Raw genomic sequence first — 21,848 nt, forward strand, 5'->3', positions numbered from 1 at the left:
TAACGGTGGTTTTACCAAACAACCCCAACCCGGTGCAGTATCCCCTTGACTATAAGTGCGGTTTGGGCCTGGTAGGCTATACCGGGACAGCCTTAACCACTCAACTAGTGTTAACTCCGGTACGGCACCCAAGAATGGGCCTCAAAACCCCCGCTACCTGTGACGGACCTTTGACGAAAAACGGGTGCCACCAGCACAGGAAAACCCGGTAACGATGCACCAACTGCCGGGTCTTAACAACCATTCAACACCTCAAACTCACCCAACGGAAATAGCTATGCTTTTATCGCCTGGAATACCAGCATTAGCTTTCAACACGTAAAGCCCCGGAAAAGTACCCGCTAATTCCAGCTGTATATGTAAGCCGGTACTGGGACGTCATGTATTCATACTCCCGTTCACCCTGTTGCGAGGTGCAGCTCGACGGGATCTACTTTGGTGCAGATTATGGCATATATCACCATAGCCGCGTCGTTCTTATATCGTCTATGCAGACAGAAAATTGGGTTATGGAATAGAATGTGTGTCTGTTCTAATGTTCCTAACCTGAATCGTGGGTGGGGTTAAGCCGTATTCTGAAGCTCTTACACCGTATCCCTTACCCACTAAAACCCTGAGCAAGACGGAAGTGTAGAGCATGATTACTCGAACAGCTATAGCGGTTCTGGAGGTTTTGCCGGTGCCGATACTCTGCTAGAAGTTCGCTGAGGAACACTGCTTGCGGCGTGTGTAGCCATAAAGTACTGCGAGGCTTGTCCACTAGTACTGTCCACTAGCAGGGTGCTCGTGAAGAAGAACAGCTGGATCACAACGTAGATAACTGCTAAGTGCACAGGGGGTGACTACAGGATAAAGGGATAGGCGATGTCCCAAGGCGCCCGTGATAAGGCTCGTCAAATTGTGGCTAAGCAAGTAAGATACTGTCAGCATTAGACATTGACATCGCCGATGAAACTAAGCTGAGTGTAGTAGAGTCATCGCATGCTATTATCCCCTGGAATCTTAGGGCGAAACTCGTTGGTTGAAGCTGTTCTAGTAAATATGGGGTTTATTGCTAATCTCGACTTCTGACTTGGTCTGCGGTCGAGGCTATCTTAGACCTTTTCCTTGGTAGCGCAGTCTTGCAGTATGAGGGTCTTGTCTGTGGAACTTATAAGCTATAAACGGGGGTCTCTGGAAAGGTGTGGTTTACATACATAATGTCACCCAGAGAATAGGGGAACGAGGCAATTTATAAGGCACAGAGTCTGCTTTTGCTCATACCGCCAGGTTTATCCTAAGATGCTATCCCGCAGAATAACGAGTCTTATAACGGTACGTGTGCGACTTATAGTCAGCGCAGATGACTGTGGTTGCCCCGTAAAATAAGCTGTGAGCGTGAGAACGCGACACAAAGTGTAGAAAACCTGGCTATGACTGGCAGCTACCAACAACCTTCGGTAGGCTAGAACGGGTTAGCGGTAGGCGCATCCACCGCGTCGATCATAAGATAAAGGAGCAGGCAATGTCCCAGGACGCCCGCGAGAAGGCCCGCCAAATTGCGGCTAAACAATCAAAACGCGGCAATGTCGCGATGAACCGTCGATGGATACAACTTACAGTACTCGGCGTAGTCGTTGTTATTGTTTTCGTTATTGGCTTTGTTTATATCAATGGTCAGAACAATAAAGTACCCGAATCGGGTCCTGTGCCTGCGAGTTCGAATGAGTACGGCGGAATTGTGCTGACTAAGGACGGAATCGTCCAAAACTCCTCAACACGAGACACCCGTAACTATAAGGAACTAGGGGACTCTAACGCCTCCTACACCCCCTCGGTGAACGGTACCCCGCAGGCGGGCAAGAAGCTGCCACTCGGCGTTCAGTCGGCAGATGAAGCCTCTAAGAACGGCAAACCGGTGCGCGTAACGATCTTCCAGGACTACAATTGCGTGCACTGCCATGAGTTTGAGGATCAGTACGGCGAGGAACTGAAGAAACAGGTTCAAGAGGGTAATATCGAACTCGAAATCCGTAACCTGACCTTCCTTGATCAGAATTCACCCACCCAGTACTCGGCACGTACCGCTAATGCCGCATACGCCGTTGCTAACCAGGTGAGTGCAGATAAATTCTTGGACTTCCAGAAAGAACTGTTTAGTCACCAGGGAACCGGCGACCTGAACAACCAGCAGATCGCCGATATGGCCTCTAAATACGGTGCAAATATCGGTTCGGATATGAACGATAATAAGTGGCGTTCTCTCGTGGATGTTGTGACCGCAGAATCCTCTAAGAACGGCATTGAAGGCACCCCGACCGTTTTTGTGGATGGTGAACAGTACACCAGCAATGACTTCACTGGCTTCCTGCAGGGGAAGATCGACGCCAAGAAGAATAATAATAACCCGCAGCAGTAATATAGAAGGATTCGCCCGCAAGCGCTAAGCTTGCGGGCGAATCCTTCTATATGCTTTAGCCTCAAAGGATACTGACACAATAGTCTAAGATTCCGATGCATGATTCTGCATGAGAGGGCATCTCTGTTAAGGTTCATCGGTCGTCTAACATTTTCTGAGCCGTATGAACATAGTTCGAAATCTAAAAGACTCAAAAAGTATAGTGATACGGGAAAATAGCGTTTAAGCAGACACATATAAAAACAGTGAACACGATAAACTTTCATAACATCCACTTTTGAATTAGCATACCTGTGCGTTTGCTGTACACTAGAAGACGTTGCCTCCTTAGCTCAGCTGGCCAGAGCATCGGTCTTGTAAACCGAGGGTCACCGGTTCGAATCCGGTAGGGGGCTCCACGAAAGTCCTGATTCATGCGTTACGCAGCTGATGCGTTGAATCGGGACTTTCCCCTTACAGGTCGTTAGTATTATATGAGACCACACACACCGATTTACAGAGCAGCACAGGACACGCGATATTATGGCAGCAGGTCAACCCGCAATGCATCAGCAAGCGGCGCAAACCCCGACTGTATCATCACCCTCAAACTCTTACCCCCTCGAAAACTTTATTGAAACTCGGGGATTCCGCCCCGAAATTCAGGGTCTGCGTGCATTCGCAGTACTCCTGGTAGTGCTATACCATGTCTGGTTTGGTAGGGTATCCGGCGGCGTGGACGTCTTTCTATTCATCTCGGCGTTCCTGCTCTCACTCTCGAGTATGCGCAAAATCAACGAGGGCAGGCCGCTTAACCTCTTCACATACTGGCTACACGTGTTCCAACGCTTGCTTCCGGTAGCGACCGTAACCATCGCGGGAACGACCATCGCATCATTTTTTATCCTATCGCCAAGCCGCTGGGCCGATATGCTCGCGGATGCGAAGGGATCCCTCTTCTATTACCAGAACTGGCATCTTGCTTTTAACTCGGTAGATTACTATGCGCAAAACGCAGCATCGAAAACCCCGTTCCAGCACTTCTGGTCGCTGTCTATTCAGGGACAGATTTTTATTCTGTGGCCGTTGCTCTTCGCGCTGGTCGCATACCTTGTGCATCGTTTCCGCTGGAATCTGTTCACGACAACCATTTTGGTTTTCGACACGGTCTTTGTGGCATCTTTAACGTTTTCGATTATCGAAACTGAGACAAACCAGGGGTTCGCATACTTCGATACTCGTACCCGTCTCTGGGAGTTTGCTGTCGGGACGCTGCTCGCCATGGTAACCCTCAAATGGAAGGCCCCTGAGAAGGCGCGCGTCATCATGGGGTGGATCGGCGTTTTTGGGCTTGTGACCTGTGGCGCCTTCCTGCCCGTGCAGCGCTCCTTTCCCGGATTCTTAGCGCTGTATCCAGTAGTTTCAGGTGCTCTCGTCATTATGGCGGGCCGTACCAACAGTCGGTGGGGCGTAGACCGCTGGTTGGTCTCTAAACCTCTGCAGAGTCTCGGCAATATCTCCTACGCCCTGTACCTAGTGCACTGGCCCATCCTGATCTTGTACAGCACCGCTGTAGAGAAACCCCACGTGAACTTTCTTGAAGGAACCGCCATTATTGCGGTATCTATTGGCTTAGCTTGGGTTCTGATCCAGTTCGTGGAGAAACCGCTGCGTTACCGTAAAGACCCTTTCATTCCCTGGCTGATGAAAATACTGCGGTTTAAGAGGGTTTTCGCGGTCAAAACATGGGCTGATCAGCTTGCCTTCCTGGCCGCAACCTTTTTACTGGCAGGAATACCTCTTGCCGGTGCGCAGGCGTGGGTGAACTACTCCAATACTCAGGCGAGTATTCAGGCAGAAACGCAGACCCAGACTGCAACCGATAATCACCTAGGTGCTCGCGCCATCGGCACCGATCAGGCGCTCATGCACGACGACCCTATCCCTAATGGTGATTTGAAGAATCAATACGAGATGTTGAGCGACGGCAAATGCGAAGGCAATTTTGCCCTCTCTCATGACTCGCTTAAGAAGTACTGCTCTTCGCAGAAGAACGGAACAGATGATTCGCCGCTTATGATGGTCGTCGGTAACTCCCACGCGGAACAGGCAATGGCCATGTTCAAACCCGTTGCCGAGCAGTCCAAAGTTAATATGCAGTCGATCCTCTTGGGCGGATGCCAGTATCCGCAGCAGGATGCATCATCCTCGAACGAGTGCGCCGAGTTTAACCGGGACGTTACCGAAGAAATTCTGCAGCGTAAGCCGCAGACCGTGGTGATTATCGCAACCATCGCGGAGGCGCGGTCTAATGAGGAGCGCATCGACCCGGCCCTGGAGGAAACGGTCAAGAAGTTCACGGACGCTGGAATACAGGTGGTCGGTGTGCGCGATAACCCGCGGTACGACTACAACGTATATGAATGTGCGCAGAAGGCGGGAGACGACCTGGAATCCTGCGCGCGCCCGGTCTCTGAGAAACTGGCTGAAAAGAACCCCGCCCAAGAGGTCTTTGACAAATACAAGGATAAGGGCGCGGTGCTGGTAGATATGACTGACCTGTACTGCCCGGAAGGAATGTGCCAACCGGTTGTTGGGAACGTCTACGTGTACATAGACGAGAACCATGTGAGCAAGGCATACGGGCGTACTATGGCGAAAACTATGCTTGAACGCGCCGCCAAGGGCGGCTGGATACCCACTGGCATGCTCTCGCTCTAAACACGTGCCAAGAATATACGATGCCGTGTCTTCTTAGCGGAAGGCGCGGCATCGGTACGTCTGAAGCCTCGGTGAACGGCGGCCGCCGCACGTTTACTATGCAGCGATGAAGTTTCATGTGCATATTTTGCAGACATCATATAAGTATCATGATCATGCAGGGGAGAAGGAACGACGTGTGCTCGTTGAAGGTGAAGGGACTCTCTGGCTAAGGTCTTCACACGGGACATGAAAAAGCTTTCATTCATACGCAGGAAGATACACACTCTTAGGCCCGGTGTTAGTAGGTGCCGTGATCGTGGTATGCGCTGATTCTGCAGCCGCAAACCTATTCCGGCATATAAAATTTCTGTAGGCATTTTTATGGCGTCTTCAGTACCCTCATACTTATCTGGTTGCTCGTGCAGAACCGAAAGGAAGGTAAATCATGAAAACCGTAACTGAGCGTACTCTGCGCGTAGACAACGTGAGCCTAGGATACGGCGCACAGCCTATCGTCAAAGACCTGAGCTTAGAATTCCCGCAGGGCAAGGTCACCGCCATTATCGGCCCCAACGGATGCGGTAAATCCACGCTTCTGCGGGGTGTTTCGCGACTCTTGCATCCCCTTGACGGCGAGTTTTTGCTCGATGGTAAGCCTACGCATCAGTACTCCATGAAGGGGTTCGCACGCATGGTCGGGCTTATGCCGCAGCATCCTATTGCGCCTGAAGGCATTACTGTTGCCGATTTGGTTTCGCGGGGGCGCTACCCCTATCAAGGGCTTTTCAAACGTAATAGCGCCGAAGATGATGAGGCGGTAGCCTGGGCCCTAGAGGCCACCGATACGATGTCGCTCGCCGAACGCCAAGTAACCGAGCTTTCCGGCGGTCAGCGCCAGCGTGTGTGGATTGCGATGGCGCTTGCGCAGGAGACCGATATTCTGCTGTTGGATGAGCCGACCACGTACCTTGACCTGGCGCATCAGGTGGAGCTGCTGGATTTACTGGCGGACCTGAACGAAGAACGCGGCACCACCATGATTATGGTGCTGCACGAGCTGAATCTCGCCGCTCGCGTTGCAGACTATCTGATCGCCATGAAGGACGGGCAAATTGTCAGTCGCGGATCTGCTCACGAGGTGCTGACCTCCAGAAATCTTAACGATATTTTTGGGCTCAAAGCCAAGGTTACCGATCCATTTAGTGACGGGAGCGTGGTGGTGGTGCCGCATCATCGGTATGCGCACGCTTCGCAGAAGATACTGGACGACGTGAAACCGTGAAATAAGACTTAATAAAACAGGAGCGAGAAACCCGAACAAAACGCGGTTACGGTATGTTTGAGTTTGCTGCACGATTGGTTTGCCTTGCCTGAAACCGCAGGCAGCTGGATGTCTGCGGTCGATACCTAAGACAGACATATTATTCATGGGATACTGGCGGGTAGATAAAACCAAAAGTTAGGAAGTACCTACCATGCTCAAACTCGATAAAAATGCCAGACTGCACGGCGAACCTGTGCGTTATGTGGCGATGGGCGACTCGTTTACCGAAGGCGTGGGTGATGTCGATACCGACCGCCCCAACCAGGTGCGTGGCTGGGCAGATCGCGTTGCGGAAGCTATCGGCTCAGTCGATGCTCAGGCGCAGTACGCTAACTTGGCGATCCGCGGGCTTTTGATGCACCAGATTGTCGATCAGCAACTGGAGGCAGCCTTAGAACTGAGACCGAACCTTGTTAGCTTCTACGGCGGCGGCAACGACATTATTAGCCTAAACGTGAATATAGATGAGATTATCTCGCACGCAGAGCGAGCCTTTGCGGCTCTGCGCGCGGAAGGAATCGAGGTTCTGACGATTACGGGCCTAGACGTGAAGGGAGAGGGACCCTTTGCTCGGACCCGCCCGCGTACCGCCCTGTATAACGAGCTTCTACGCACGGTGGCGGATAAATACGGTGTGCACATTATCGATTACTGGCGTATGGACGATTTTCTGGATTGGCGGCTGTGGGCTGACGACCGCCTGCATATGAATGAGTTGGGGCATCAGCGCTTTGCATACCATGTGCTGACGCAGCTTGGGCTGGGGCATCTTGCGCAGGACGTGAACCTTATCGCCGGTGAAGAAGAGCCTCCGCCGCTGCGTGAGAGAGTTGCCGAGAGTGCGTATTGGGTAAGAACGCATGCTCTGCCTTGGATGGGTCGGCAGCTGACTGGGCGCAGTTTGGGGGATGGACTAAGCGCGAGGTACCCGAATTTGGTTCCTGCCGCTGGCCTTGGTGAGCCGGTAGAACTCGAAGAATAATCTGCCGTATGCCGTAAAATACGGGTCTGTACGAGTTAAGATGTTAATCTCACATTTAAAATTTCACTGATGTAATTAGATGTTTGTCACATGGATATCGACAAGGGACGAAAATTCCGTCATGAACTACCTTAAACTCCCTTGTGACTTGAGGAAACAGCGAGAACTGGTAGAATAAGCGGGTAACTCTATCGTGACCTTTCGGCGTGCCCGGAAGAAGTCTGTATCAAATGGTTACCCCTCAAAATCCAAAAAATCCTTGGTTTTTAAGGGGATTTTCTGGCGTGCAGGCTTGCGTGAGTTGCTGGATTTACCTAGAATTTAACGCTGTTCGTAGTGGTGGAAACGCCTCTCGACACTAAATTATGCTTCACCGTTTTTCCCGCGGCGGGGATTGACATCTGGATCTCACCCAGATGCCGGTCTCAAACACTCTAGCCCGGAGAATAACCCGGTGCTTCTACATTGGTGACGGGACGTACGAGTAACATCGACTGCGCATCCGTCAGAAAAGTCAATCAATAAGGAGTGAAACATGGCAGCAGTCTGCCAGGTGACCGGAGCTGTTCCCGGCTTTGGACACAGCATTTCGCACTCGCATCGCCGCAATAAGCGTCGATTCGATCCGAACGTTCAGAAGAAGACCTATTGGGTTCCTTCGCTTCGCCGTAAGGTGACCCTGAACGTGTCCGCTAAGGGCATTAAGGTTATCGATGCTCGTGGCATCGATGCCGTGGTCGCAGAAATCATCGCACGCGGGGAGAAGATCTAGTACATGGCATCCAAGGCTAAGGACCTGCGTCCTATTATCAAACTCAAGTCCACTGCAGGCACCGGGTACACCTATGTAACCCGTAAGAATCGCCGCAATAATCCTGACCGTATGGTGCTAAAGAAGTACGATCCCGTGGTTCGCAAGCACGTTGACTTCCGAGAGGAGCGCTAAGAATGGCTAAGAAGTCAAAGATCGCTCGTAACGAGCAGCGCAAGGTCATCGTAGCTCGCTACGACGAGAAGCGTCGAGAACTGAAGAAGACGCTGGTGAACGAGAACGCTACCCCCGAGGAGCGCGAAGCAGCACGTGTAGCTTTGCAGAAGCTACCCCGCAACGCATCTCCCGTCCGCGTTCGCAACCGTGACCAGATCGACGGTCGTCCGCGCGGTACCTTCCAGAAGTTTGGTATCTCCCGCGTACGCTTCCGCGAGATGGCACACCGTGGCGAATTGCCCGGTATTACTAAGTCAAGCTGGTAATTTCTGGTATTTTGTACCTAGGCGAGTTATTTTTCCTCGTGAAAAGCAGCTCGACTTAGTCTGAAAAAGATAAGTCTCAGGAAGGGGCACCCCAAATGGCTAAGAACCGTACCGAACTTGTTGCAGAGGTAGCAGAGAAGTCTGGCAAGAGCCAGGCAACCGTGAACGCAGTGCTCGACGCAGTGTTCCAGGCTTTCGAGACCTCCGTCTCTAAGGGCGAGAAGATCACCATCCCCGGCTGGTTGGCTATCGAGCGTACCGACCGTGCAGCTCGTACCGGTCGCAACCCGCAGACCGGTGAAACCATCCAGATTCCCGCTGGTCACGGTGTGAAGCTGACCGCAGGCTCCAAGCTGAAGGCAGCAGTCGCTACCAAGAAGAAGGCCACCAAGGCCACCTCCAAGAAGAAGAAGTAACTTCTTGAGACTTCTAGGACCTGATAGGGGCTTCCACCACACGGTGGGAGCCCCTATGTTTATGGTTTGTTTTCTCTATCTGAGAGCTTCTGCCTCGTGATAACGCCCGATACCAAACTCCGTTTGAAAAGGTTGTCAGGACGGGATAAACTACCGGGGACGGAATCTTATTCTTCTAAGAACTTCACATTGAACATACGCATCGCAACATTACGCTGTAATACCTTTCGCCCCAAGAAAAGCGGGCAACACCTTGTCACCTAAAAGTCTCAATCAGGTTAGCTAAAATAGTAGTAAGTAATGTTGCAGCCTGAAAATATATCCTGTTATGACATAGAAACACTCAGAAAGACATACCGTGACCATCGTACCGAGAAAGTATAGCGCTCTTCCGTTAGCCCTTGCAGGGCTTGGTCTGTTGAGCGCGTGTGCATCCTCCGAACCTCAGGATCCGGTGACTCCCGCCGTGGTGACAGTGACTGCATCCCCCTCAACACATGGTACGGCTGCGGAACCTTCACCTTCGGCAACCTCTAACCCCTCGTCAGATCCCTCTCATGCCCCCGACGCGCCCCAGGGTAATGGGGGAGGAGGAAATACCGCTGGCGGCTCGGTGAATGGTGATACTAATCAGAATCAGCCCGGAACCGGCGGGAACAATACGCCCGCGCAACGTAACAATGGTGGATCTCCAACCGAACCCAAGGTGAATGTGAATGGTTCCTGGACCCACACGAACTCCGAAGGCGATAAAATCACCGTTGAGACGAGCGGCGCGTGGGAAGTTATTAAGAGCGACGGCGAGGTCATTAGAGTGAGCGCAAGCGGCGCATGGACCCAGACCGACCATGACGGCGAGGTTATCACGGTTAACGCCGACGGTTCGTGGTCAGTCTCCGAGAACGGCATTGTTGAGGATGAAGAAGACCGGCCTGAAACCCCTACAATTCCTGGAAAACCCAATAATCCGGAGGCGGCAACTCCGGTAGCCCCTGCAGCTCCGCGTTAAGATGCGGTTCTATGTAGAAAACTGGTATACACAACATATAACTATAAAAATATATATGTGTAAGTATTATTAAATACTTTATATGTAAATTTTATAAGTATTTCACCCTGTTCTCAAAATATCTATAAATCAAACGGTCCTTGCACAAAGATCTCTGCGGTCGGCTGCTCGGGTGATAGTCTACTAAGCTGAGCTTTCTTGTGTTCCGGCATTTCTTGTCGTTGAGCGTATGCCTCTTGATGCGCGAATGAAGTTTTACCTTGTGGGGCAGGGGTTTGTGTGTCGGGAGGATAAAGATCTTCATATAGAAATCTCGTAAGCGTAAAGAAAATGTATATAAAAATGCTGATTAAGTTTAATCCGTAGTTTCACGTCCGAGATTTTGAAGTGTTTCCTGAGATATTCTTGAGGGTACCCGCAGAAATTAACGTGATATTTTTCAAGAAACGTGTTAATGGATAGCTTCAAGAAGCGGAACACCTTTAGAATAGATGTATCCCTTCTTCCGGAAGGACTAGTTATCCCGCAACGATGCTCTTCAGTGTGAATTGCTATAACACCATGTTTTTCGGTGCTGTGGTGCGCTCATGCTGAACGTCTGGGTGGTCGCAACGGGATGTCATCACCGGTTTATAGAAAGAAATGCAATGAGCATGAAGAGAACCTACGCCGTTGTATCGGTGGCTGTGGCGAGTATTTTTGCCCTGAGCGCCTGCGGCTCCTCAAATGAGGCGTCTTCCTCCGTAACATTATCGCCCAACAGCAGCTCCTCAAGCTCAAAATCTTCCCCCACGAAATCTAAGTCTCCAAGTCCCAGTTCCTCGGCGAATTCATCCCCTTCCGCGACGGCGACTGAAACCGCAACCCCCGAGCCTGCGGATGTTACTCCCTCTTCAACCGCCGAGAGTAATACTACAGGTGAGGCCGTGAATGCTCCCACGCTCACGGATGCGGCAACAGCCCCCGAATCTCCGGCTGCTAATTCTCCTGAGGAAAGTGCGGCAGCTGGTGGTGCAGATGCGAATAAGCATGTCGATGAAGCGGCGAAGCCAGCTGACAGCTCTGGTGGAAGTAACTCCGGGCAGCAGGGAAATTCTGGAGGTCAGGGAGGAGCAGGATCCGCAAATAAAAATGGCGGTTCGCAAGGATCTACCGGCAACAAGGGAAATGGCGGTGCTTCTAGTATCAAGGTGAACCGCGATGGTTCGTGGTCTCAGACCGCTGCGGATGGAAGCACTATCAAAGTTGATTCTGATGGCTCGTGGAAACGCAAGAATGCCGATGGAACCCGAATTCGTGTGTACGACGACGGATCGTGGGTGCAAAAGTATCCGAATGGAAGCGAATTCGGCGTCACCGATAACGGCGAATGGTACTCCTCTAATGGGTGGCGAATCTCGTCCTACACACCCCCAGCGCCCACGTATCCTGGACGGGGGACGGCTCGTCCAGCACAGCCTAAGCGCGCTGTTTGGCAGGGGCGCGGGTAATAAAAACGGCTGACTTTCTGCCCTGAGATGGGAAAACACGTGAAAACTGTAAAAATTATAGCGAGTCTTGCTCTAGCATTTGCTTCTGCTCTGACGCTAAGCGCTTGCGTTGCTCATAGCTCCAGCGGTTCGGCCGCCTCTCCATCGGTGTCGAAAACCCCTAAGCCTTTTCCCTCCGTAACGGTACGCAGTATGGAGGAACAAACCACACAGGTTTCCTCGGATGGTTCATGGTCTTATGTGTCCAATGATGGTTTGCAGGTGAAAGTCAATGCTGACGGTTCTTGGACTAAAACCGGGATTATGGGCGAGGAAACTGCGGTGTCGGCAGATGGGTCATGGACCCATAAAGCTCGAATCGAGATTGCAGAGCAGGGAACAGTGCAAGGCTCCCAGGCTAAGGTGCAGGCGGATGGTGGCTACACGACTGTGAAGAAAGGCGGGCAGCCCGGAACTACGAAACCTACGGTTCCTCAGACGCCTGAAAAACCTGCAAACCCTCAGGCGGTAACGCCTAAGACCCCGGTTGAGCCCTCGTATGCTCTGCAATAGTTTGTGACTGCGACCTCTGTCGTGAGGACTTTCAGGAACCGAAGCGCCGCATTCACAAGGCTAGGATGCGGCGCTTCGGCTTTTCATCTGCCTGCGATAAGAGCCTGTGGTACGGGGGTATATCCCCTTTTATTCCCGGGAAAATTCGGGGTCTACAATAGGTACATAAAACCTTAATATGATATTTAAGTTTCTTAGGTTAAATACAGGTTTGTATAGGCTCAACATGGATAGATCCCGTAGAATGAGGGTATTTCCGGGCAGGGTATAGCCCCTGTAATTTCAGTCTTGTGACGCGAAATTTTCGGGTACTGAACAGTAATTCATCATCAGAAAGACTACGCACATGATCACCAAGAAAACTTCCGCCCTTCTTTCTCTAGCTGTAGCAGGCGTTGTAGCCCTCAGCGCATGCGGTGCCAATAACTCCAATAACGCTTCGAACTCTTCATCGGCATCCGCTTCTGCATCTGCGACTCCCAAGGTCTCCGCCTCTGACGGTTCGGTCACTGTGAATAATGGTGATACCTCTGTTACCGCTGGGGCTGACGGTAATATGCAGATGAAGAGTGGCGATGCCACGGTATCTGCTGGTACTAACGGCGGAATGCAAGCGGATAACGGCTCGGGGTCGAGTGCATCCGCATCTACTAGCAATAATGGCGGCGGGGCCGGTTCGCATACTGTTGTATCTGATGGGTCGTGGACTTACACTGAAGCTGATGGTGATAGTGTCGTTGTGGCTTCCGACGGCTCATGGGTTCGCACCGAGACTGATGGCGATATTACCACTGTGAGTTCCGATGGCTCATGGACTGTTATAGATGGTCGTGATGTAACAGCTGTAAACGCTGATGGCAGCTACACCGTTCAGGAGGATGGCAAGCCGTCCACTAAGAAGCCAAGCCTTCCGGATCTGCCCAATAAGCCAAGCGACTCTAAAGCTGTAACTCCTAAGTCCCCGGTTCAGCCAACCACTGCCGGCTAGATTATCCTATGTAAAGAGCCGATATGCCGTGCGTTGCCTCTGACGCGCTACGGTAACTACTGGTCTAGAAGGCTCCACCCGGACGTAGCATCACGGTATACGGCGCGATAATTCAAGCGGTGCGCATCCTTATGATAAGGATGCGCACCGCTTTGGTGTGTGGATAAAGGGCGGCAAAATAAAAACCCCGAAACCATAAGAGACGCTTGTATAAGTGCAAGGTATGCTCTAAGTTTTCTGAGGTCTAAGAGAAGGGTAAATATTTTAAAATATTAATTAATTTTAATAACACAAGGAAATACAGTTAATTGTTTGGGTTAGAAATGAGTATGCGTTAAAGGGTCTATTTATTGCTCTTAGCATAAAAAGAGCCACAGAGAGGGGAAAATTCCTGAAAAATACCGTTAGTGTGTGAGAGAGTTGAAAGCCAATCAATAATCACCGGCAGAAAGGATGGGCGTATGATCGCCAACAAGAAAACTTCCGCTTTTGTCTCCCTGGCTGTTGCTGGCATGGTGGCACTGAGTGCCTGCGGTTCGGATAACTCTAGCGGCTCCTCTTCAAGTTCTTCCGCAGGAAGCGGGGCGTCCGGTTCCGCATCGGCAAACTCTTCCGCTTCCGGCGGCTCAGACTCCTCGAACGCTAGCGGTGGCGCCAGCGGCGATGCTTCGGCAAACTCCAGTGCTGGTTCTGATGCTAGCGGCGGTGCAGACTCAGAGAAGGGGTCTGGTAGCGGATCTAGCGACGGCACAGGATCGGATAATAAATCTGATTCTGGTTCCGATTCTGGCTCACAATCAGGCAGCGAGGGCGGCTCCGGTGGAGGCTCAGGTGCTGAAGGTGGTGGCGGCGCTCAGGGCGGCGCACAATCGGGCAGCGGTGACGGATCAGGTGGCGGAGCGAACGGTTCTGGCGCTGAGGGTGGCGGCGGCGCCCAGGGCGGCAACGCTCCTAACTCTGGCGGCGGTGCTGCCGGCGCTGACGGTAGCGGCGCACAGGGTGGTGGCGCCAATGGCGCTCCCGGTTCTGAGGGATACGTTCTGGTCTCGGAGGATGGCTCTTGGACTGCTACTGAACCCGACGGCGATACGGTTACGGTCTACTACGATGGCTCTTGGACTAGGACCGACGCTTCCGACGGTCACACCGATCTGGTGGGCATCGATGGCTCCTGGGTTAAGAACGAAGGTAATACGGTGACGGCTGTGCAGTACAACGGCGCCTACAACGTGATGGTTAACGGTCAGGCTACGTCCGAAAAACCCACCGACCTGCCGGATCTTCCCGTGGTTCCCAATACTCCAGGAGCGGCAACTCCTAAAACACCTCTCAATCCGACCACTGCGGGCTAGTACCTGCGGGCGGTCGTGAGGCGGCTGTGTAATCTGGCGCGCATCCTTAGCTTTTGAGGGTGCGCGCCTTATTTTTTTGCTAAAAATACGGAAGATATAAATATGATGGGGAATTTAACCGTTGGATATGCAATTAAACTACATAATTTTATGCACGCCATTTCGAAAACATTTATGGAAATGCAATGTATTTACGGCTCATAGCATAAAAACACTCCGTACCTGGGATAAATCCCTGAAAAATACTTTAGGTGTGTGAGAGGGTGGGGTTTGAACCAACAATTACCGGCAGAAAGGATAGGCGTATGATCGCCAAGAAGACTTCTGTTTTTGTGTCCCTGGCTGTTGCTGGCGTGGTGGCGCTGAGCGCATGTGGCTCTGGCAGCTCTGGTGGTGACTCCTCCTCAAGCTCATCCTCAGCATCTACATCGTCAAGTTCATCAGCCTCGCAGGGATCCGTGACCACGGACAACGGCGGCACATCAGGCGACTCCGGTTCAGGCGGTGGCGCTGGCGGCGGCTCAGGCGCAGAAAATAATTCTGGCGGCGGCTCACAGATGGAGAACGGCGGCGGATCCGGCGGCACTGGTTCAGAGCCTTCAGCTGGCGGCAACATGCAGACCGGTGAGAGCGGTACCGGTGGCCACATGCAGACGAAGCCCGGCAGTGAAGGTGGAGCCCGTATGGATAACCCGCCGGAGGAACAACAGCAACAACAGCCCCAGCAAGGGCAGCAACAGCAGCAGCCTCAGCAGGGACAACAGCAGCCTCAGCAACAGCAAAAGCAGTAACCTGAGGCATTCGCCCCTCTGCGGCGGTATGCTGCCGCCGAAACAGGCGAGTTTCGGCGTACCTGTGCATATGGCGCGCATCCTTGAACGTGAGGATGCGCGCCATTGCGGCGTTCAAAACGTTAACCAGCCGAACATGTCACATCTTCGCCGTGAAATACCTGGTCAGCTGACAAACCGGTAGAATGTGGGATATTGACAGGTTGCGGGTACGCCCGTATATGACGACTACGAGCGAGGGGGCGGAACATGCACACACGCGCAAAGACGCGCCACCATGCCCGCCTTCTCGCCGTTAAAGACTGTGCCGAGCGGGAATCATCGCCGCATGAGGTACAGCCAGCAACCGCTACTAGGCGAGGCGCCCGTGTGATGCGTGCCTGGCTTATCTCGGCATCTGCGGTTCTGCTGGGCTCGGCGGGGCATACTCTTGCCGGAGGCGGCGCCGCGCATCCGATGATTCTTGCGCTTTGCACCGCGTTAGGGGCGCTCGCCGCTCTGGGACTTCTAGCGCTTCTCGAACGTATAACGCGCTCACGGCAGCGAGCCATCTACCTGGGCACCGCAGCAGGCGCCATCACGGTGCAAACCCTGCTCCACGGTGTTTTCAACCTATCCCACGGATCCGCTCAGGCGGCGCATCGTGTGGCGGCACTGCAAGGAAACCACGCGCACGGTCATGCACATGCGCCCGGAACACCCCTTGCCCTTGAACACGGGAATGGGCTCAGCCACGCCGTCGCCCAGCACGCTACCGGCACTATGATTGGGGTGCACGCTCTTGCAGCCCTGCTAAGCCTTATACTTTTGCACCGTGGTGAACGCGCCCTCGCGCAGGCGTTGTGGGCTTTACACTGTTATCTGAATACACGTTTGCAGTCCGCTCTGCGCGTTCCGGTGTTGGCACCGCTTCCTGTCTTTCCCCGTATATACGGACGTTTTGTCATATCCGTTTATCTTCGTCGGCTGATGCTGGCGTTCTCCCGCGTGGAGCGAGGACCGCCTGCAGTCTTGGGAAACCCCGCGTAACCCCAACCATCGCCCGTGCTACGAGTCTGCCCACCGGCTGGCTTGTGTGAGTGTTATACACCTTCCTCGACTAAAACCGAGTGTGAAGGTGCATACGGCATGGGCATTCGATGCAGATAAAGGATTTACACATATGCGCACCATGATGCGTACCCTGGCGGCGGTTTTGCTCGCCAGCCTGATGCTTTTCGGCGGTGCCGCAGCGCAGGCGCATGACGAACTGGTTTCTTCCGACCCCGCCGCGAACGCAACTTTGACGCAGGCACCTGCCGAGCTGAACCTGACCTACAGCGCGAACCTCATGAATATTGAGGGCGGAAACCGTGTGCGCGTGGTCGATTCGACCGGCGCATCCGTAGCTGAAGGCGAACCACAGGTGAAGGGAACGACCGTCACCCAGCCGCTCAAGATCAAGGATGCGAACGCCGACGAGACCTATACCGTCACCTGGCGCGTAGTCTCCTCGGACGGGCACCCTATTCAAGGAACCTACACGTTCAGCGTTGGCGCTGGTAAAGCCGCAGCATCCCCGCAGGATGCGGGCACCGGCGAATCTTCGCAGGCCGCAGCTGATACCCAGAACTCCACTAAGTCAGATTCCGATTCCGGGGTGAATTGGTGGCTGATTGGCGGCGGTGTAGGTTTCTTCGTCGTGCTGGCTGTGGGGATTCTCGCCCTGCTCAAAAAACGTTCCGCATAATGCCTTGTACATTCGTGACGTTACTGGGTAGCTTCCGGACGTCACACCCATTGGCAGGCGTCGCATCGGGATCTTCCCGCAGATTGCGGCACGCGCGATTAAAAGTCGCAGAATACATCGAACGCCGCGACTGTCGCATGTGCCTGCCGAAGAATTGTTCGCACACATAGGCGGGTTTTACCGCCAGAAAAGAGTAAAAGATCATGAAGAAATTTCAGGCTCACCGCAAGCTGATGGCTTTGAGCTCCGTAGCTCTCGCCGGGATTCTTACCCTGAACGCTTGTGGCTCTACCAACACGAACTCTGATTCGAGCGCATCCGCAACGAGCTCTTCCAGCGCAGCGGCAAGCGGTTCGGCACAGTCGTCTTCAGGCCCGATCAAGATTGAGAACACCTGGGCTAAGGCAACCGACGGTGGTATGACCGGCGTTTTCGGCAAGATTACCAATACCAGCGATCACGATGTGAAGGTCGTCTCCGCAACCTCGACTGCGACCGATGAAGTGCAGCTGCACACCACGGTTAAGGACTCTAACGGAAGCACCAAGATGCAGCAGGTGCAGGAATTCACGGTGAAAGCGGGGGAGACCCTGGAGTTGAAGCCCGGAGGCAACCACATTATGCTGATGGGTCTGAACTGCTCGCTCTCGGCGGGTGCCAGCACCACGGTAACCCTCAAGACTGAGGACGGCGCAACCCTGGAGTTCAAGCCTGAGGCACGCGACTACTCTGGCGCTAAGGAAGAATATCAGGGCGATGCGCAGTCCACCGGCTCAGCTTCGGCGGACGCATCCGCATCAGCTTCGGGTGACTCTCATAACGGCCACGAGCATAGTCACGGGGATGGTGAACACTCCGATCATGAGCATAATCATGGGGATGGCGAGCACTCCGATCATGAACATGGTACGCACGAACACGGTGAGCACAGCGACCACGACCATATGAGCGGCGAAGCCTCGGGGAGTGCATCCGCAAAACCGCAGTGTAAGTAGCCGCAGCGCTCGGCAACGGGTGTTTTAACACATCCGCCGAGCCTATGCAGGATGCGCGGTGCACGAAACCGCAACATTTGGGGGACTGGCACCGTGCATCCTGCCTCACTCAACTGAAGCGCCGATAGCGCGCATGAGAGATAGCCGCAGGCATAGAGGAATGAAAGATTATGACGGCGGAGAATGACAAGATGGGTACCCCGCAGCCTCCGCATGAGCCTTCTTCGACGGAGGCCAACGAGCCGCAGGAGGGTACCGCCGGGATGGCTGAAGGATCGGCAGCTGCGGACTCTTCACGGCATCAAGGCGCCCGGTCTGTGGAATCTCCCGGGGTGCGTCGCCGTACAGCACTCGCCGGTGCTTTCCTGGGGGTGGGCGCCGGTGTGGCCGTTGGGGCTGGCGCGCGCGGTCTAATAGCGTCGGGGCATGAAACTGGTGCGCCCGAGACCGTATCCGCGCAGCAGGCGCTGACCACTCAAACCGTAAATTTTTACGGCGATAAGCAAGCCGGGATTATGACCCCGCCACAGGCTCATGCGCGTTTTATTGCTCTTGATCTGAACGATGGGCTGGAAGCCCCCGGGGTGCAGCGTCTGTTGAGGATTTTGACCTCCGATGCGGCCGCTCTGACTGCAGGGCAGACTCCGCTGACAGATCAGGAACCTGAGCTTGTGCAGGCTCCCGCACATTTGACTATCACATTCGGGTTTGGCGAAAAGATTTTTGATATTGTGGCACCCGCCAAAAAACCGGCGTGGCTTAAACCTCTCCCAGCGTTCCCGAAGATCGACCAACTGCAGCAGAAGTGGAACGGCGGTGATCTGCTCCTGCAGATTTGTGGGGATAATCTGCTGACGGTCTCGCATGCCCAGCGGATGCTCACCAAAGACACCCGCTCCTTCGGGCGTATCCGCTGGGTGCAAGAGGGGTTTCTGAGCGCCTTCGGTACCGGTCAGGGCACTCCGCGTAATCTTTTCGGACAGGTAGACGGCACCGTGAATCCGGTCGAAGACCCTCACGAGACACCTGGGCGCGGCGGCGGGTCGGCACACGAGATCGTGTGGGGCGAGGGGAACGCTGAGCAGAACTTCCCGCAGGCCTGGGAACCGGGCGGTACCTCCGTGGTGATTAGGCGCATCCACATGAATCTGGATACTTGGGATGAGGTCGATACCCCCGCTCGTGAAGACGCTATCGGGCGTAAGCTCTCTAACGGCGCGCCCTTGACCGGCAATGATGAATTTGATGACCCCGACTTTGATAAGCTCGATAATCTGGGCTTTGAGGTCATCGCCCCGTATGCGCATATTCGCCGGGCGCACGGCACCGAGCTTGAGAAGAAACCGTGGGAGCGCATCCTGCGGCGCGGCTATAACTATGACGAGCCGGTCTTTAACGCCTCCGGGTTCTCAGAACACGGGCAGATCAGCGGCGGCATTTCGGATGCGGGGCTGATTTTCGTGGCCTACCAGGCAGACCCGGTGGCGCAGTTTGTGCCTATCCAGAAACGGCTTGAACAACTGGATATGCTTAACACATGGACGGTTCCGGTGGGATCAGCCGTGTTCGCAATTCCTGCCGGGGTACGTGAGGAAGGCGGGTATATCGGCGAAAGCCTCTTCGCCTAGCCGCCCAAGATTTACGCGCATACCTAACACGCACCATCGCACACACCACAGATGAAAAAGAACTATGGCTACTACGTCTTCACAACCGCAGAAAACCGAGGCTGACCCTCAGCGCGCCGCCGTGCGCCCCGGGCTGTCCGCGCCCTGGATTACCGCCTATGTTGGGGTCGGTCTGCTGACTCTGCTGGTCTCGTTAAGGCTAACCCTGGCGAACTCGGCGACCGAGCTTGCCGATGCTGGCGGTTTTGTACGCTGGGCGCTGCCTATTTCCGAGGTTATTCATAATTTTTCGATGGCGACGACCATGGGTGCGCTGATCTTCGCGATGGGCATTATTCCCCGCTATGCAGCCGATGCCGCCGGAACACACCGAGGCAAACGCACCACGAAAAACGCTGTCGATAAAGAGTACAAGCCGTTTGCCGATGTGCTGAACCTTGCCGCCGCCTCCGCCGTGCTGTGGACTCTTGCGGCACTTGCCGTCCTGATTCTTTCCTATGCCGATATTTCGGGGCGACCCATTGGCTCTGGCACCGATTACGCCAGCGAACTCATCAGCTATATCACCACCTTAGATGCGGGCAAAGAAAAAGGTATGACTGTCGTGGTCGCCGCCGTGGTCGCCACCGCTTGTTTCGGGGTGCGCTCGCTTATGGGACTGTTTTTCATCTTCATGGTCTCGCTCGTCGGTATCGCGGATATGGCGCTTTCGGGGCATTCCTCGGGCGGGCAGGACCATATGGGCGCCGTCAACTCCCTGGGATTGCACCTGCTGGGGGTGAGCATCTGGTGCGGTGGGCTGATCGCGTTGGCGTTTATCTCGCGCGGTATTTCGGGTAAGGATGCGGGCACCGGCACCATCGTCGAGACACACCGCGGCGAACACACGGCGGCGTCTCGTCGCGTGCCGATGGCCCAGGCGGTACTGCGCCGCTACTCGCTGCTTGCCCTCATCGGGTTCATTCTCGTGCTGCTCTCGGGTATTACGAACGCCGGGGTGCGCATGTCGTCGTGGCGGGATTTAGGTACCGACTACGGCAAGATTGTGCTGCTTAAACTGGGGTTAACGCTTCTGCTCGGGGTAATCGGGGCAGCGCATCGGCTTTATCTGATTCCCGCGCTCTCTGCCGGTAAGATGAGCGGCACGCGTGCCCTGTGGAGCGCCATCTCTGCTGAGCTCGTGATCATGGGGGCAGCCTCCGGACTGGGGGCTTCGCTCTCACGTACACCGCCGCCGGTTCCGGAAACTCTCGCGCCGGATGCCACGCCGGTGCGCATTATCACCTGGTACGATATGCCGCCCGAACCGCATTTTCAGCGCTGGTTCACCGAGTGGCGCTGGGACTGGTTCTGGGTTGCCGTGCTCGGGTATTTGGCGATTGTATATCTGTGGGCGTTCGTGAAAGTACGTCGTGCGGGTGACTCTTGGCCCGTGATGCGCGCTGTCTCCTGGATGTTAGGGCTGCTCGTGCTGAACTACATCACCTCCGGTCCACCCGCCGTATATTCGCGTGTGCTGTTTTCGGTGCATATGTTTGAGCATATGGTGCTCACGATGGTCGTGCCGATTCTGCTCGTATTAGGCGCACCCGTAACGCTGCTACTTAAGGCGCTGGAACCCCGCCAAGACGGTACGCGAGGCCCTCGTGAGTGGATTGTGCGCATCGTGCATTCGGGGTGGTCGAAAGTTGTTACACACCCCATTTTTGCCGCCATAAACTTTGCGGGATCGATTATTATCGTTTATTTCACGCCGCTTTTCGGGGTGATGCTGCGGTATCATATCGGGCACGAATTCATGATGATTCACTTTACGCTCACGGGCTATATCTTTATGCTGGTGCTTATCGGCATTGACCCGATTCCGCACCGCCCCGAGTACCCGATGCGCCTGATTATGCTGATCGCAACCCTGGGGTACCACGCCTTCGTCGGCATATCGATCATGAACTCCAAGGCGCTCCTGGAAGCTTCTTGGTTCGGCAATTTGGGGCGCACCTGGGGTCTGTCGGCGTTGGATGATCAAAAGATGGGCGGCGCGCTCATGTGGGGTATCGGCGAAATCCCGACCATGATCGTGGCGATCGCAGTGGGTTTCCAATGGTCTATGGCAGATAAGAAACTTGCCGCACGCATTGATCGGCAGGCCGACCGTGATGGGGATGCCGAACTGAATGCCTACAACGAGATGTTTGAGCGCCTGCATGAAGAGGACGCGCGCCACGGCTCCTAAACGGCTCTCAATCATTCGCTCTTCC

At 54.1% G+C, this 21,848-nt stretch carries 19 protein-coding genes and 1 tRNA gene; all 20 read left to right on the top strand.

Going from position 1 to position 21,848, the window contains the following annotated elements:
• Positions 1 to 1,504 precede the first annotated feature (1,504 nt).
• The 20 genes from HMPREF2981_RS02040 to HMPREF2981_RS02140 all read left to right on the top strand — a co-directional run bounded on the left by HMPREF2981_RS02040 (position 1,505) and on the right by HMPREF2981_RS02140 (position 21,823).
• The gene (locus HMPREF2981_RS02040) at positions 1,505 to 2,398 is read left to right on the top strand and encodes a DsbA family protein (protein ID WP_048778365.1); all 894 of its coding nucleotides are present in this window, start codon (positions 1,505 to 1,507) and stop codon (positions 2,396 to 2,398) included.
• Between the two features lie 321 nt (positions 2,399 to 2,719).
• A tRNA-Thr gene (locus tag HMPREF2981_RS02045) sits at positions 2,720 to 2,796 on the top strand.
• Positions 2,797 to 2,941: 145 nt separating this feature from the next.
• Positions 2,942 to 5,098, top strand: coding sequence for an acyltransferase family protein (locus HMPREF2981_RS02050; protein WP_048778370.1), 2,157 nt, complete (start codon positions 2,942 to 2,944; stop codon positions 5,096 to 5,098).
• Positions 5,099 to 5,525: 427 nt separating this feature from the next.
• Entirely contained in the window at positions 5,526 to 6,362 is an 837-nt protein-coding gene (locus tag HMPREF2981_RS02055) for an ABC transporter ATP-binding protein (protein WP_070660436.1), read from the top strand.
• A gap of 193 nt (positions 6,363 to 6,555) precedes the next feature.
• Entirely contained in the window at positions 6,556 to 7,386 is an 831-nt protein-coding gene (locus HMPREF2981_RS02060; RefSeq protein ID WP_070520275.1) for an SGNH/GDSL hydrolase family protein, read from the top strand.
• A 535-nt stretch (positions 7,387 to 7,921) separates the two neighbouring features.
• The gene (gene rpmB, locus HMPREF2981_RS02065) at positions 7,922 to 8,158 is read left to right on the top strand and encodes a 50S ribosomal protein L28 (protein WP_004005966.1); all 237 of its coding nucleotides are present in this window, start codon (positions 7,922 to 7,924) and stop codon (positions 8,156 to 8,158) included.
• A 3-nt stretch (positions 8,159 to 8,161) separates the two neighbouring features.
• On the top strand, positions 8,162 to 8,332 hold the full coding sequence (gene rpmG / locus HMPREF2981_RS02070; protein WP_004005967.1) for a 50S ribosomal protein L33: 171 nt from the start codon (positions 8,162 to 8,164) through the stop codon (positions 8,330 to 8,332).
• Between the two features lie 2 nt (positions 8,333 to 8,334).
• Positions 8,335 to 8,640, top strand: coding sequence for a 30S ribosomal protein S14 (gene rpsN / locus HMPREF2981_RS02075; RefSeq protein ID WP_004005968.1), 306 nt, complete (start codon positions 8,335 to 8,337; stop codon positions 8,638 to 8,640).
• Between the two features lie 95 nt (positions 8,641 to 8,735).
• A complete protein-coding gene (locus HMPREF2981_RS02080) occupies positions 8,736 to 9,056 on the top strand; it encodes an HU family DNA-binding protein (protein ID WP_004005969.1) in 321 nt (106 codons plus the stop codon).
• Positions 9,057 to 9,414: 358 nt separating this feature from the next.
• Complete coding sequence (locus tag HMPREF2981_RS02085) at positions 9,415 to 10,065, top strand: hypothetical protein (protein ID WP_070660440.1); 651 nt, start codon at positions 9,415 to 9,417, stop codon at positions 10,063 to 10,065.
• A 647-nt stretch (positions 10,066 to 10,712) separates the two neighbouring features.
• A complete protein-coding gene (locus HMPREF2981_RS02095) occupies positions 10,713 to 11,555 on the top strand; it encodes a hypothetical protein (protein WP_141756654.1) in 843 nt (280 codons plus the stop codon).
• Positions 11,556 to 11,594: 39 nt separating this feature from the next.
• Entirely contained in the window at positions 11,595 to 12,107 is a 513-nt protein-coding gene (locus HMPREF2981_RS02100) for a cell surface protein (protein WP_083313837.1), read from the top strand.
• A 346-nt stretch (positions 12,108 to 12,453) separates the two neighbouring features.
• Positions 12,454 to 13,095, top strand: coding sequence for a hypothetical protein (locus HMPREF2981_RS02105; protein ID WP_070660448.1), 642 nt, complete (start codon positions 12,454 to 12,456; stop codon positions 13,093 to 13,095).
• 461 nt (positions 13,096 to 13,556) lie between these two features.
• Positions 13,557 to 14,447: a hypothetical protein gene (locus tag HMPREF2981_RS02110; RefSeq protein WP_070660449.1), complete on the top strand. Its 891-nt coding sequence runs from the start codon at positions 13,557 to 13,559 to the stop codon at positions 14,445 to 14,447.
• Positions 14,448 to 14,752: 305 nt separating this feature from the next.
• Positions 14,753 to 15,238, top strand: a complete 486-nt coding sequence (locus HMPREF2981_RS02115) for a hypothetical protein (protein ID WP_048754492.1) — start codon at positions 14,753 to 14,755, stop codon at positions 15,236 to 15,238.
• 249 nt (positions 15,239 to 15,487) lie between these two features.
• Positions 15,488 to 16,267: a hypothetical protein gene (locus HMPREF2981_RS02120; protein WP_070660451.1), complete on the top strand. Its 780-nt coding sequence runs from the start codon at positions 15,488 to 15,490 to the stop codon at positions 16,265 to 16,267.
• A gap of 133 nt (positions 16,268 to 16,400) precedes the next feature.
• On the top strand, positions 16,401 to 16,967 hold the full coding sequence (locus HMPREF2981_RS02125; protein WP_246825221.1) for a copper resistance CopC family protein: 567 nt from the start codon (positions 16,401 to 16,403) through the stop codon (positions 16,965 to 16,967).
• A gap of 203 nt (positions 16,968 to 17,170) precedes the next feature.
• Entirely contained in the window at positions 17,171 to 17,962 is a 792-nt protein-coding gene (locus tag HMPREF2981_RS02130) for a copper chaperone PCu(A)C (RefSeq protein WP_070660455.1), read from the top strand.
• A gap of 170 nt (positions 17,963 to 18,132) precedes the next feature.
• Entirely contained in the window at positions 18,133 to 19,590 is a 1,458-nt protein-coding gene (locus HMPREF2981_RS02135) for a Dyp-type peroxidase (protein WP_070660457.1), read from the top strand.
• Positions 19,591 to 19,654: 64 nt separating this feature from the next.
• Positions 19,655 to 21,823 carry a bifunctional copper resistance protein CopD/cytochrome c oxidase assembly protein gene (locus HMPREF2981_RS02140; protein WP_070660459.1) on the top strand — a complete coding sequence of 723 codons (2,169 nt, stop codon included), beginning with the start codon at positions 19,655 to 19,657 and terminating at the stop codon, positions 21,821 to 21,823.
• Positions 21,824 to 21,848 lie beyond the last annotated feature (25 nt).

This window comes from Rothia sp. HMSC069C01 (assembly GCF_001814655.1).
Classification (GTDB): Bacteria; Actinomycetota; Actinomycetes; order Actinomycetales; family Micrococcaceae; genus Rothia; species Rothia dentocariosa.

Bases quoted from the DNA above. Each gene is read 5' to 3' on its own strand.
- HMPREF2981_RS02040 (WP_048778365.1), top strand. From the start codon at position 1,505: ATGTCCCAGGACGCCCGCGAGAAGGCCCGCCAAATTGCGGCTAAACAA.
- HMPREF2981_RS02050 (WP_048778370.1), top strand. From the start codon at position 2,942: ATGCATCAGCAAGCGGCGCAAACCCCGACTGTATCATCACCCTCAAAC.
- HMPREF2981_RS02055 (WP_070660436.1), top strand. From the start codon at position 5,526: ATGAAAACCGTAACTGAGCGTACTCTGCGCGTAGACAACGTGAGCCTA.
- HMPREF2981_RS02060 (WP_070520275.1), top strand. From the start codon at position 6,556: ATGCTCAAACTCGATAAAAATGCCAGACTGCACGGCGAACCTGTGCGT.
- rpmB (WP_004005966.1), top strand. From the start codon at position 7,922: ATGGCAGCAGTCTGCCAGGTGACCGGAGCTGTTCCCGGCTTTGGACAC.
- rpmG (WP_004005967.1), top strand. From the start codon at position 8,162: ATGGCATCCAAGGCTAAGGACCTGCGTCCTATTATCAAACTCAAGTCC.
- rpsN (WP_004005968.1), top strand. From the start codon at position 8,335: ATGGCTAAGAAGTCAAAGATCGCTCGTAACGAGCAGCGCAAGGTCATC.
- HMPREF2981_RS02080 (WP_004005969.1), top strand. From the start codon at position 8,736: ATGGCTAAGAACCGTACCGAACTTGTTGCAGAGGTAGCAGAGAAGTCT.
- HMPREF2981_RS02095 (WP_141756654.1), top strand. From the start codon at position 10,713: ATGAGCATGAAGAGAACCTACGCCGTTGTATCGGTGGCTGTGGCGAGT.
- HMPREF2981_RS02105 (WP_070660448.1), top strand. From the start codon at position 12,454: ATGATCACCAAGAAAACTTCCGCCCTTCTTTCTCTAGCTGTAGCAGGC.
- HMPREF2981_RS02110 (WP_070660449.1), top strand. From the start codon at position 13,557: ATGATCGCCAACAAGAAAACTTCCGCTTTTGTCTCCCTGGCTGTTGCT.
- HMPREF2981_RS02115 (WP_048754492.1), top strand. From the start codon at position 14,753: ATGATCGCCAAGAAGACTTCTGTTTTTGTGTCCCTGGCTGTTGCTGGC.
- HMPREF2981_RS02120 (WP_070660451.1), top strand. From the start codon at position 15,488: ATGCACACACGCGCAAAGACGCGCCACCATGCCCGCCTTCTCGCCGTT.
- HMPREF2981_RS02125 (WP_246825221.1), top strand. From the start codon at position 16,401: ATGCGCACCATGATGCGTACCCTGGCGGCGGTTTTGCTCGCCAGCCTG.
- HMPREF2981_RS02130 (WP_070660455.1), top strand. From the start codon at position 17,171: ATGAAGAAATTTCAGGCTCACCGCAAGCTGATGGCTTTGAGCTCCGTA.
- HMPREF2981_RS02135 (WP_070660457.1), top strand. From the start codon at position 18,133: ATGACGGCGGAGAATGACAAGATGGGTACCCCGCAGCCTCCGCATGAG.
- HMPREF2981_RS02140 (WP_070660459.1), top strand. From the start codon at position 19,655: ATGGCTACTACGTCTTCACAACCGCAGAAAACCGAGGCTGACCCTCAG.